This is a genomic window from Paraburkholderia sp. RL17-373-BIF-A, from assembly GCF_046030175.1.
GTDB lineage: Bacteria > Pseudomonadota > Gammaproteobacteria > Burkholderiales > Burkholderiaceae > Paraburkholderia.
The window spans coordinates 34570-46122 of record NZ_JARESO010000065.1 but is presented as its reverse complement, the minus strand read 5'-3'; the positions used below and the strand labels follow the sequence as shown (position 1 = coordinate 46122).

Annotated in this window: 11 protein-coding genes; 3 read left to right on the top strand and 8 right to left on the bottom strand. The window is 59.7% G+C overall.

Annotated elements, in window-relative coordinates:
• On the top strand, window positions 1-215 hold a 215-nt coding region (locus P0D80_RS41585), incomplete at its 5' end, for a hypothetical protein (protein WP_408292433.1).
• On the opposite strand, the gene P0D80_RS41580 is transcribed toward P0D80_RS41585, so the two are convergent.
• Window positions 212-1417, bottom strand: coding sequence for an MFS transporter (locus tag P0D80_RS41580; protein WP_408179567.1), 1206 nt, complete (start codon window positions 1415-1417; stop codon window positions 212-214). The genes P0D80_RS41585 and P0D80_RS41580 overlap by 4 nt on opposite strands.
• Before the next feature lie 369 nt (window positions 1418-1786).
• The gene (locus P0D80_RS41575; protein WP_408292431.1) at window positions 1787-2146 is read right to left on the bottom strand and encodes a response regulator; all 360 of its coding nucleotides are present in this window, start codon (window positions 2144-2146) and stop codon (window positions 1787-1789) included.
• Between the two features lie 281 nt (window positions 2147-2427).
• On the opposite strand from P0D80_RS41575, the gene P0D80_RS41570 reads away from it, so the two are divergent.
• Entirely contained in the window at window positions 2428-2613 is a 186-nt protein-coding gene (locus P0D80_RS41570) for a hypothetical protein (RefSeq protein ID WP_132379702.1), read from the top strand.
• A gap of 213 nt (window positions 2614-2826) precedes the next feature.
• On the opposite strand, the gene P0D80_RS41565 is transcribed toward P0D80_RS41570, so the two are convergent.
• The 3 genes from P0D80_RS41565 to P0D80_RS41555 all read right to left on the bottom strand — a co-directional run bounded on the left by P0D80_RS41565 (window position 2827) and on the right by P0D80_RS41555 (window position 5934).
• A complete protein-coding gene (locus P0D80_RS41565; protein WP_408179566.1) occupies window positions 2827-3138 on the bottom strand; it encodes a DUF4148 domain-containing protein in 312 nt (103 codons plus the stop codon).
• A 321-nt stretch (window positions 3139-3459) separates the two neighbouring features.
• Window positions 3460-4647: an MFS transporter gene (locus P0D80_RS41560; RefSeq protein ID WP_408179565.1), complete on the bottom strand. Its 1188-nt coding sequence runs from the start codon at window positions 4645-4647 to the stop codon at window positions 3460-3462.
• Window positions 4648-4779: 132 nt separating this feature from the next.
• Window positions 4780-5934, bottom strand: a complete 1155-nt coding sequence (locus tag P0D80_RS41555; protein WP_408292428.1) for an alkene reductase — start codon at window positions 5932-5934, stop codon at window positions 4780-4782.
• Window positions 5935-6018: 84 nt separating this feature from the next.
• Here P0D80_RS41555 and P0D80_RS41550 point away from each other — a divergent pair, with 84 nt between their 5' ends.
• The gene (locus P0D80_RS41550; protein WP_132379694.1) at window positions 6019-6396 is read left to right on the top strand and encodes a winged helix-turn-helix transcriptional regulator; all 378 of its coding nucleotides are present in this window, start codon (window positions 6019-6021) and stop codon (window positions 6394-6396) included.
• 567 nt (window positions 6397-6963) lie between these two features.
• On the opposite strand, the gene P0D80_RS41545 is transcribed toward P0D80_RS41550, so the two are convergent.
• From P0D80_RS41545 to pcaB, 3 genes are all read right to left on the bottom strand, one after another.
• Window positions 6964-8364: a class II fumarate hydratase gene (locus P0D80_RS41545; protein WP_408292426.1), complete on the bottom strand. Its 1401-nt coding sequence runs from the start codon at window positions 8362-8364 to the stop codon at window positions 6964-6966.
• A gap of 304 nt (window positions 8365-8668) precedes the next feature.
• On the bottom strand, window positions 8669-10084 hold the full coding sequence (locus tag P0D80_RS41540) for a cation:dicarboxylate symporter family transporter (protein WP_132380542.1): 1416 nt from the start codon (window positions 10082-10084) through the stop codon (window positions 8669-8671).
• A gap of 26 nt (window positions 10085-10110) precedes the next feature.
• Window positions 10111-11481: a 3-carboxy-cis,cis-muconate cycloisomerase gene (gene pcaB / locus P0D80_RS41535; protein WP_408292424.1), complete on the bottom strand. Its 1371-nt coding sequence runs from the start codon at window positions 11479-11481 to the stop codon at window positions 10111-10113.
• Window positions 11482-11553 lie beyond the last annotated feature (72 nt).

Sequence of the window (11553 nt, the reverse complement as noted above, 5' to 3'; positions counted from 1 at the left end):
TTGTGCTGCATACTTCAGTGGATCACACCACCGAAAGCATCGACGGCGAGCGGCCTTGTCGTTTCAATATTGGACCGGACCCGGCCAGTTCCGGTCAGTCGAAGAAAGCTTTTGAACGTCCGTTGCTACGCGGATTTGAGCAGTACGTCACGCGCGAAGTCCGGACGACGGTGCGAATGGCACCTTTCGGAGGTCGGGAAATTACGTTGACTTAGCGAGACGTCACCGCGCTCAGCGACCGTCCGAACGACAGTAACGCGATCGTTAGTATGCAGAAGCCGACCCCCGCGTAGAAGGTCGAAATCGCCCCGAAGCGATCCCACAAGGCACCCGCGATAACGCTCGACGCAAGGGTAACGACGCCGCTCAACAGATTGAAAAAGCCGAAGGCAGTGCCGCGTAGTTGCGCCGGAGCAGTGTGAGCGACCATTGTGGCCAGCAGCCCCTGCGTCATCCCCATGTGCAGACCCCACAGCGCGACACCCACGAGTACGGCTGTCCAGTGCGTGCCGTGCGCCAGCACCAGGTCCGATGCAATCAACACGACCAGGCCGGCGACCAGCAGTCGGGTGTGACTCATCGTGTCTGCGAGTTTCCCGAACGGATAGGCGGACAACGCATACACGACGTTCATTGCGACCATCACGAGTGGAACCAGCGCAATTGGCACGCCGCTTCCCATGGCGCGCAAGACGAGGAAAGCTTCGCTAAACCGGGCGAGTGCGAATACCCCACCCACGACGACTACCCACCAATATCTGGCGCCGAGCTGCTTCGCATTTGCCCAGCGAATCGGATTGACCCGCTTTGCGCCCAGTTCGCACGCTGGTTCTTCGATGCCGAAGGTCAATAACGCGACGGCGAGCAGGCCAGGAATCACAGCGAGCCAGAAAGCGAGTCGGAAGTTGTCCGACCATACGAGCATGATGACAACGGCCAGTAGTGGTCCGAGGAAGGCGCCGATGGTATCGAGCGATTGGCGCAGCCCGAACGCGGCACCTCGCAGATTTGGCGGGGTGACATCGGCCACCAGCGCGTCGCGCGGTGCCCCTCGGATGCCTTTGCCAACCCGGTCCAGGATTCGTGCGGTCACCACGACACCGATGGTGGGCGCGAGCGCAAATAACGGTTTGCTCAGCGTGCCCAGTCCGTATCCCACTACGGCGAGCCATTTGCGATTTCCCAGATAGTCGCTCAGGGTTCCCGAGAACACCTTCACAACGGGGGCAGTGGCCTCGGCGATGCCCTCGATGAGGCCTATCGTGGCCGCGCTGGCACCCAGACTTGCCACGAGGAACATCGGCAACAGACTATGGACGATCTCGGATGAAACATCCATGAACAGGCTTACGAAGCCGAGTACCCAGACACTGCGCGGAATTTGTTGAAGAACTCGCATTCGCGAGGTGGTTTGCATGGACCTATCCTAAGGAAGGTCTGGACTGGTTGCACCGAACGCCGCGATGGAGCTCGGAGGTCAGTATGTCCGCAACGGCATCGAGTCCAGAAGAGTGTCAATGATAACTTCAGCGCTCGAATGACACCGAGTCCCGACGCGCGTCCTCGTCGACTCTATTCCATGCGATCTTCGCTATCAGTGCAGCGCTTCATTGATCGATTCGATTTTCTGCTCCCGACTTCAGCCGGTCGCCCGCTCACTCGGCCAGACATTCAAAATTAGCTTTCATGCTGAAAGCTGCCGCTCGCTTTGCTCCGTGGCCCGGAAGAGGCTTGCCGTTGAACCTCCGACTATGGGTTGTGTGCGCTTCCGTCGACAACAGCTGGTCTAGGCGGCTTGGCGAGTATTCGCATCGCTGCGGCAGCGAGCGTCTTCGATGACCTGCATGAGTGCCTCGCAGGAGAACGGCTTCTGCAAATAGACAAAGCGTCTCCCGTCATTGAAACGAGGAAAGCCGCGAATCGGCGTTTCCCTCAGCGACCATGCGACAGCACTACCTTTTATGTCGGGCAGCTTCTCGTCAAGGAAAGTGATTTCAAAAGCGCCGGTACGAAGGAGCCTGAGCGCAGTTTCGCCATCGTAGGCCACAGCAGTATGGTGGCCATAGCAGTCCAGCAGGAAAGCGAGACTGTCCGCGACAGACTCATTGTCGTCAGGCTTCGATCGGATTCCAAGCCTTGAGGACATCGTACAAACACGGAGTACGTAGGCGGACCGCATGTGTCGCGATCTAACCCACAGCGCCAGGCGGAGAGTTGGATCCGACCCACCGGCCGCAGCGCGCACGTCTCTCTATCAATTCGCACTGGTCGCCATTAAAAATCCAATATTTCAACTAGTTGTGTGATCGCTTGCCGCGACGCCACCGTTTGGCACGCACTTTGCGTTGAACATCCGCGAGGAGTGGCGACACCCTCAAAACAGGCTCTGACATTCCTGACTGACTAATTTCCCCTTGGAGAATCGAAATGAACACGCTGGCAATCAAAGACCTCCCCGTAGCCGTTGAGATGGATCGTACTGCAATGACCGCCGTCAGCGGCGGCAGGTTGCCGCAACAGATCGTGAACATCATCCAGGCCGTTTCAGACTATGCAAATGACGCTCCTACCCAGCACAGTTTTACTGGCAGTGGGGCTTCTGTGACGTACTAACAGAAACACGGTGTTTCGTAGCTCGAGGCCCCGCCAACGAGGGGCCTCTTTGAATTCGCTTCCGGTTCCTCACCAAGCGTGCTCACTTTTCTCCTCGCAAAACAACGGACTGCAGCCCACGCTGCAAGGGATCAGCGCTGCGCTGCGCTGCAATGCGATGCGCGGTTGCTGCGCGCTAAGTCCGAGGAGGTCCGTAGTGGCTCCAGGGGCCTCTCACTTGGGATGTGACTGCTTGCATTCCGTTTCGAACCAATGGTCGACCTGGCGCTGCGCCGCGTGTAGATTCGCTGGGTAGTGTGGGTCGTTGTGCCAAGGTGATGGGTTGTAGCCCGCTTTCCTCAGGGCCGAAAGCTCGCTTTGGTGTTGCGACTTCGTCCGAGGCGCGTTGCTTCTAATCGCGGCCAGGTCACGGCACTCCGTTGGGCTCAGATGTGGCGCGCCTTGTGGCACGCCGGCGGCGGCATATCCAGTCAGCAGGAGCGTCAACGCGGCAAGCGCCGAGCAGTTTCTCATGAGGTTTTCCATAGCGCATCTCCACGCGTCCGATTGGCGCAACGCGAGCGGTGCGATACCGCCGGTCGCGCGTGACTTCCGCGTTTATTTTGCCTTAGTCCAGTCACCGGAAGAAGGCCACTGTACAAAGAGAAGAAAGTCAGGCGCCAGCGCCTCGAATGACCATCGCACCTCCGAAAAGAGAAATACGACCACCGGTTGTCGAGCGTTCGGGAAGGGTTGGCTACGGCCGATCGCTCGTAGGGCGGAAGTCGGCCACATCGGGACGTTGATCCATGCATTCATGCAGACGTTCGAACGTCTGCGCCGGCCCAGATAGCGTTTCCAGGTTCGTCACTTTGCCGGAAAGGCGTGGCGGCGACCGAACCAGACCACCAGGAATGTCGGCACGAGCAGAAGAGCAATCACGCCAGGCAGGTAACGAGCGCCAAGCGTCGTAAGCATCGCGCCACCGACCAGGCCGCCGCCTGCAATTGCTATATTCCAGCAAGTGACGAATATCGACTGTGCGACATCAGCCGCCTCGCCAGCAGCATTTGCGGATGCATTCTGATACAGCGTTCCGGCACCGCCGAAGCTAAGCCCCCACGCTGCGATGCTCGCATAGATTACGAAAGGAGACTCTTGCCAGATGAACATTGCTGCGGAGGCGAGGCAGAACATAGCGACGCTAGCAAGGACGAGTTCTCGCAGCCACTGGTCAACGAGGACGCCGATAATCCAGATGCCGACGAGAGCACTCACGCCGAAGACGAACAATGCTGTTTGCACGCTGCCCGACATGCCTGACGAGGCGAGGAACGGCGAGATGTAGGTATAGATGACGTTGTGGGACATCGCATACGCGAGCGTGACGATCAGCACAGGCTTCACACCCGGAATGCCAAACACTTTGCTGATGGACAGGTGGCGACTTGCGGCGAGGCCCGGAAAGTCGGGTACGCCAAAGCGAACCCACGCCAGCAACAGAACTGTCAGGGCGCTCATGACGCCAAAGGCGGAGCGCCAGCCAACAGCCTGTCCGAGGACGGTGCTGAGCGGGATACCAAGCGACAGTGCGATTGGTGCGCCTACCATCGCTATCGCGATGGCGCGGCCGCGCAGATGTTCGGGGGCCATGCGACTGGCGTGACCCGCAACGAGAGCCCAAAGCAGGCCAGCGAAGACTCCCGCGAAGAACCGTGCTGCGAGTGTAATCGCGTAGTTCGTCGACAGGGCCGTCACCGTATTCAGCACGAAGAAGCCACCGATGGCCAGCAGCAGCACTGACCTTCTACGCCATCCGCGCGTCATGGCCGTCAAGGGGATAGCTGCGATTATCGAGCCGATCGCATAGGCAGTGACGAGCTGCCCAGTCAGCGCGGCCGAAACATTCAAATCCGCGCCAATCTGCGGCAACAATCCGGCCGGCATGGCCTCGGTCATCATTCCAATGAAGCAGGCTGTGGCCAATGCAAGTAATCCCAATACTGGGAGTTTTGTTGATACGTCTATTTCAGTTGACGCTGCGGGTGTAGCCATTCTGTTCTCTCATGTGCGCGGGTTACGAAGCTGTTCCAAGCCCAGAGACTCGATTGAATTCGTTTGTTGCGATCACGACTCCTGCATCGAAGCCCACGCCGGGCTCCTCTGCCAAGGCTGGGACCCCGCACTTCAACGACTTTCCGCGCGCTCGACCGAATAGGCGGGGAAGTCCGTGTAGCCCACTTCACCGCGGCGGGTATAGAAGGTCGATGGGTCGGCTTCGGCTAGCGGCCAGCCATGCTTGAGCCGCTCCGCCAGGTCCGGGTTTGCGATGTAGGGTCTGCCGAAGGCGATCAGGTCCACTAGCCCGGTGTCGAGCGCAGCCTGAGCGCTCTCGCGGTTCGTGAAGCCGCCGCACCAGATAATCGCGCCGGGAAAAGCGGCGCGAACCTTGGCGAGCAAAACGTGGTCGATGTGCCGTTCCTTGAACTCGCTGCTCTCCATGTTTCCCGAAGGCATGAGCTGGTAGACCAGATGCATGTAGGCCACGCCGCGGCGACCCAATTGCTCTGCCACGTACAGCAGGGTTTCCTCGGCAAGAGGGTCCGCCGGCATGGAGTTGTACTTGCCGAACGGAGACAACCGAACGCCAACGCGCCCCGGACCCAATTCACGCACCGCCGCTTCAACGACTTCCATCAGAAATCGCGTGCGATCTTCGACATTGCTGCCTCCGTAGCGGTCGTCTCGGGTATTGAGCACCGAGTTCATGAACTGGTCGAACAGATAGCCGTTGGCTCCGTGGATTTCGACACCATCGAAACCGGCCTGCCGGGCGTTGGCGAAGGCCTGGGAAAAGGTGCCGACCAAAGCCGACACTTCATCGGTGCTGAGGCGCTTTGGCGTGCCTGCACGAATGAAGCCCAACTTGCCATCGGCATCGTGGGCAAACACATCGGAATGCTCAGCCCGTTCCCCGGTCACCCCCCAAGGGGCCTCGCCATTCGGCATGATCGACGGATGCGCCATCCTGCCGACATGCCATATCTGCAAAAATATCGTACCGTCATGGCGGTGAACTTCATCGGTCACGCAACGCCAGCCCTGCCGCTGGGCTTCTGTGTAGATGCCGGGCGTCAAGGCGTAGCCTTTGCTGGATGGCGCAACGTCGGTGGCCTCGGTCACGATCAGGCCGGCACCGGCCCGCTGCCCATAATAGGTACCCATCAGTTCATTGGGGACATCGCGATCTGACGTCCGCGTGCGAGTCATGGGTGCCAGGACAATGCGATTCTTCAGCGGAACGATGCCGCCAAGGACTTGAGATTCGAACAGGTTGGCCATATGTCTTCCTTCGATTGGTTACGATCGAAAGCTTACTTTTCGGTAGTCGCCCCCTCTACACACCGTTTGGTCAGTGGTGAGCAAATGAAGATCATCAACAAGCTACCGGGCTTGCCGGGCGAGCGAGCGCTAGCCGTCCTTTCAGGACGCTGGAAGGCGGTCATCCTCTATGTGCTGCTGGATGGCCCGCAACGCACGTGCGAGCTGGAGAAGCGCATTGCCGGCATCTCGCAGAAGGTGTTGATCGAGCAGCTGCGAGCGCTAGAGGAACACGGAGTGGTGAGCCGGCAGCCCAGCGCTGGGGACAGTCAAGGGATCGAATACCTGCTCACCCCGCTTGGCGCAAGCCTGCGACCCATCCTGGATTCTCTGATCGAATGGGGAGCGCATCACGCCAAGGAGCTTGACGAGGTCCATAGGCTTTTGCCATGCGATGCTGTCGTTCGAGATCGTATTGGCTGACGCCTAATTGCTGTCGCTGTCCGAGACGTAGTTTCAGACGGTTAAGGTGTGAACGATCGCGTGATGGAGTCGAGTCGGATCATCGCCGCAGAGCCGTGCGCGGGCGTTTCGTGATCGACCAATAGGCGTCGGCGGAAGCGTCCCGCGCCGGAGGCTTGCGCGACATACCGACGCTTCAGTAGCAGGACAAAGTCTTTGACGAGGTTCGGACGGTGAACAGTCTGAACGGCAAGATGCAGATTCGTGTACAACCGCTGCAGGGGGTGCGCTAAAAAGGGCTCGGGCACGACGTTCGGGCGTGCGGTGGAAGTCTCTGCTTCAGGTCCGAAACCGGCCAACTATTTGGCTCGGATCGAATGTCCACAACAGGTCGGCCTGCGGATCGTCGTCGGCCCGGGTTCGGCCATGAAGAGACATACGTCGGTGCGTCCACTGTCGCGCTCATAACCGCCGTTCGCAAGTGAATGTTGCTGGAGACCCCATTCCTGCGGTCAAGCAAGAGCGTTAATGATCCACTACCGATAGTGATGAGTTGGCCGGGAAGGACCGCCCGAGGGCGTGAGACAGCTAGAGCCGCTCGCCTCGAGCCAGCACGGCTGGATCAACCAGCCGATCGTACTCGTCGCCGTCAATAAAACCGAGCGCGATTGCTGCCGCACGCGGCGTGATCCGATCCTCCAAGGCTGTTGCCGTGATCTGCGCAACGCGGTCATATCCGAGTATTGGATTTAGTGCCGTTACTGCGAGCAGTGCTTGGTTCACATTCTTGACAAGACGTTCACGGTCAACTTCAATTCCGCAAACGAGTCGCCGTGAAAATACGCGGACGGAGTCGGCGATAACACGCAGCGACTGCAGCAAATTGTAGATCAACACCGGCTTTGCGACATTCAATTCGAAGTTGCCGGATGCGCCAGCGAGCGTGATCGTTTGGTGATTGCCGATTACCTGAAAACACCCCTGCACAAGAACCTCCGCAATCGTGGGATTACGCTTGCCGGGCATGATCGAAGAGGTCAGCCCGTCGTCGGGGATCAGCAATTCGCCAAGCCCGCAACGGGGACCGGAACCAAGAAATCGTATGTCGTTCGCTATCTTCAGCAGCGAGGTAGCAATTGTATTTAGCGCACCCGAGGCCTCCACCAAAGCGTCGTGTGCCGCCATCCCTTCGAATTTGTGCGGATTGGGAGCGAACGCCAGTCCGGTTGCCTCCGCGAGCGTCGCGCAAAAGAAGCCGTCGAAGTCCCGGGGCGCGTTCAATCCCGTGCCGGCTGCCGTGCCGCCCTGAGGGATGGTCAAGAGTCGCGGCAACGCACCGTCGACGCGCGCAAGAGCATTGGAGATCTGGTGCTCGAACGTCGCGAACGTTTGGCCCATCGTCATCGGCACCGCGTCCATCAGGTGCGTACGGGCGATTTTTACTACGCTGGCAAATGCATGGCTACGCTCGGCGAGCGCCGAACGCAGTTCATCTAGCGCGGGTCGCAAGCGTCCCGTCATCTCGATCGCGGCCGCTACGTGCATCACCGTCGGGAAGCTGTCGTTCGACGATTGCGACGCGTTGACGTGATCGTTCGGATGGACGGGCGCCTTGGTCCCAAGCGGGCGCCCGAGTAGCTCGTTCGCCCGATTCGCAATGACCTCGTTCGCGTTCATATTGGTCTGTGTCCCCGACCCCGTTTGCCATATCGTGAGCGGGAAATGGTCGTCCCATAGCCCTTCATGCAGTTCAAGAGCGGCCGTCTCGATCGCCGAGGCAAGCACCGGAGCGAGCACGCCGCACTGCACGTTGGCGCGTGCGGCAGCGAACTTTTGCAAACCGAAGGTGCGCACTAATACCGCCGGGAAACGCTCTTCGCCTATTTCGAATACGCCAAGTGCTCGTTGAGTCTGCGCTCCCCAATACCGATCCGAACGAATTTCGACAGTGCCAAAGGCATCCTGCTCAGTCCGTGTTGCTGCCGTCATGGTGATACTCCCAATGGTCGTGATGGTGCCTGTTTATGATGCAGCTTGATGCGGTCCGCCGCGATGGCGACTAGCGTTTGAAGACTTTGAACAGTAAGTCTTGGCGCCGCCGTTAGACTGGGCCGACTCACGTCACGCGTGCCACTGCGCCCTGCGTCTGCTGTCGCGATCAATGGTTAGCCGAACGCCTTTCGGCCAGACTGATCGACCGAATACCGTTTCAATACCGTTGCCTGAGTCTGCCATCTGAGCAACGCGGCGCTCACGATTGGGAACAGCGCGCGTGGGCGGTCGGTCAATCGAATCACGGTGTGTTGCCGGCGCTTTTCAAAGGAATCCCGGCAGGGTGCGGATTCGCGTCGTTCATGTCCTCGGGCAGCAAGTTGCCGTCGGCAAGACGCTCGTCGGCCCGTGCGGTGTCCGGATAGCGCTCAGGATAAAAGTGCCGCTCGGCAATTTGCGCGTCGAACGTGCGCGACCACTTTGCGATCACGACCGTGGCGAGGCTGTTGCCGATCGTGTTGCAGGTGGCGATCGCCATCGACATGAAGCGGTACACGCCGAAGATGATTGCTACGCCTTCGACGGGCAGAATGCCGGTCGAAGCAACCGTCGCCGCGAACACCACGAACGATCCCCCCGACACCGTGGCCGCGCCCTTGGACGTGAGCAGCATCAGCAATAGCAGCCCGATCTGATGCTCCAGCGTGATCGGTACGCCGTACGCGTGGGCAATGAACAGCACGCCCATCGACATGAAGAGCGATGTGCCGTCGAGATTGAACGCATAGCCGGTAGGCAGCACGAGACCGACCGTCTGCTTCGCGCAGCCGAGCCGTTCAAGCTTGATCAAAAGGCGCGGCAGTGCACTCTCGGAAGAAGCGGTCCCGAGCACGATGAAGATCTCATCCTTGATGTAGCGCAGGAAGCGCCACAGACTGAAACCTGCCAGCTTCGCGATGATTCCCATGACAACGACGATGAACAGGATCACGACCGCATAGAAGCTCAAAACGAGCTGGGCAAGCGCAATCAGCACAGCAGTACCGTTGCTGCCCACCGAGTAAGCGACCGCGCCGAAGGTGCCAAGCGGGGCCAGCTTCATGACCAGGTTGATAAACGAGAACAGGACTTCCGAAACCAGGTCGAGTCCCTCGTTGATCCTGACGCGGCGGCGTTCAGGAATCGCAAGTATGCCGATACCCACCATGACGGCCAGCACCACCACCTGCAGCAGTTCCCCCTTGACGAAAGCGCCGATAAAGTTGTCCGGCACGATGTGCATGACAAACGCGACGAAGCCGTGTGAGTCCATCTTTGCAACCACCGGCGGTGCTGCTCCAACGGCGACGGCCGTCATGCCTTTTCCGGTTTGCAGCAGGTTGCCCGCCAGCAGGCCGACCATCAACGCAATGGTCGATACCACTTCGAAATAGACAATCGAGCGCCATCCTACGCGGCCCGCACTCTTGACATCACCAGCCGACGCGATGCCGTGCACGATAGTGAGAAACACCAGTGGCGCGACACCGGCCTTGATAAGCGACAGGAAGATGTCGCCCAGTACCTTAAGCTGTCCACCCACCTTCGGAAAAATCAGCCCGACGGCAATTCCGAGAATCAGCCCGACCAGAACCTGCATGCCGAGCTTGCGGTACCACGGCAGCTTTCTGGGCGGCGGCACGTTCGGCGTTTCGTTTGATGCGATCTCGTTGTTCATGATGTGTGCTTCTCCACGTCTTTCACTCAGATGCCGCTGGACAATTCGACGGCGCGATCAACCATTTGCGGCGCGAGGCCAAGATAGTTGGCTGGGTCGGTCATTCGATCGATCGCCGCGCGGTCGAAGTGCGTCGTGACGTTGGGCAGCGCCGCGAGCGCGTCGGCGAGCGTGCCGCCTTGCTCGTTGACGGTACGGCATGCGTCGTAGACGATATCGTGAGCCTGCTGGCGGCCGGTGAACGGCGCCATGCCCATCATGACCGCCTCCGCGACGATCAACCCTCTGGTGATACCCAGGTTGTGCTTCATGCGTTCGGTGTCGACGATCAATCCCCCGAGCGCGAACTTCGCCTGATGCAGCGCGCCAGCCGAAAGGATGAAGCTCTCGGGAATCGCGATCCATTCCGCGTGCCATGGACCCGTGGCCCGCTCGAAATCCTGGATCATCGCGTCGACCATCAGACCCGCGTGCTGACGCACCGCTTTCGCCGCGGCCAGCATCAGTTCGCTGGAAATCGGGTTGCGCTTTTGCGGCATGGTGCTGCTCGCTCCGCGTCCCTTGACGAACGGCTCGTACACTTCAGCGAACTCCGTCGACGCCATGATCATGATGTCGAGCGCGATCTTGCCGAGTGAGCCAGTCACGAGTGCGAGCAGGTTCACCGCTTCGGCGAAACCATCGCGCGCCACGTGCCACGTGGTTGCAGGCACTCCTAGCTTCAGTTCGTCGGCGAGCGCCCTCTGAACCTCGAAACCGTTGTCGCCAAGCGAGGCCAGCGTGCCCGCGGCGCCCGCGAACTGGACGACAGCCACCCTCGGACGCAGCTCCGCGAGGCGTTGCTGATGCCGGTCGAACATCGCCAGCCAGATCGCGACCTTGTAGCCAAACGTCACGGGCAGCGCCTGCTGAAGATGAGTCCGGCCCGCCATTGGTGTATCGCGGTGTTTCTTTGCAAGGTCGACCAGAATCGTGCGCAGCTCGCGTATGTCGCTGTCGATCACGTCGAGCGCATCGCGCACTTGCAGCGAGACCGCCGTATCCATGATGTCCTGTGTCGTCGCGCCCCAATGCACGTAGCGGCCCGCGTCGCCGCACATGCCGACGAGCTGGTGAACCAGCGGCAGAATCGGATAACCCACGATATCTGTCTCCTCACGCATGTGATCGAAATCGATCCGCTCGATCGTCGATTCACGGGCGATCACTTCCGCCGCGTCGGCCGGAATCACGCCGACGCGCGCTTCAGCCCTGGCCAGCGCCACTTCCACGTCGATGTAGCGCTGCACGAGGGCGTAGTCGGAGAACAGTTCACGCATCTTCGCCGTGCCGAAGGCATCGCGGAACAGGATTGAATCGACCACAGTGCTGGCCATAGGGACATTGCGACTCGTCATGACATCCTCTTGAAAGTGCCGGAAAGCGGCTTAAAAGGGCCGGTACCATTCGCAGAATCAACGATATGTCCG

Excerpts from the sequence above, each read along its gene's own strand:
- P0D80_RS41580 (WP_408179567.1), bottom strand. The coding sequence starts at position 1,417 with ATGCAAACCACCTCGCGAATGCGAGTTCTTCAACAAATTCCGCGCAGT.
- P0D80_RS41565 (WP_408179566.1), bottom strand. The coding sequence starts at position 3,138 with ATGGAAAACCTCATGAGAAACTGCTCGGCGCTTGCCGCGTTGACGCTC.
- P0D80_RS41550 (WP_132379694.1), top strand. The coding sequence starts at position 6,019 with ATGAAGATCATCAACAAGCTACCGGGCTTGCCGGGCGAGCGAGCGCTA.
- P0D80_RS41575 (WP_408292431.1), bottom strand. The coding sequence starts at position 2,146 with ATGTCCTCAAGGCTTGGAATCCGATCGAAGCCTGACGACAATGAGTCT.
- pcaB (WP_408292424.1), bottom strand. The coding sequence starts at position 11,481 with ATGACGAGTCGCAATGTCCCTATGGCCAGCACTGTGGTCGATTCAATC.
- P0D80_RS41560 (WP_408179565.1), bottom strand. The coding sequence starts at position 4,647 with ATGGCTACACCCGCAGCGTCAACTGAAATAGACGTATCAACAAAACTC.
- P0D80_RS41545 (WP_408292426.1), bottom strand. The coding sequence starts at position 8,364 with ATGACGGCAGCAACACGGACTGAGCAGGATGCCTTTGGCACTGTCGAA.
- P0D80_RS41555 (WP_408292428.1), bottom strand. The coding sequence starts at position 5,934 with ATGGCCAACCTGTTCGAATCTCAAGTCCTTGGCGGCATCGTTCCGCTG.
- P0D80_RS41570 (WP_132379702.1), top strand. The coding sequence starts at position 2,428 with ATGAACACGCTGGCAATCAAAGACCTCCCCGTAGCCGTTGAGATGGAT.
- P0D80_RS41540 (WP_132380542.1), bottom strand. The coding sequence starts at position 10,084 with ATGAACAACGAGATCGCATCAAACGAAACGCCGAACGTGCCGCCGCCC.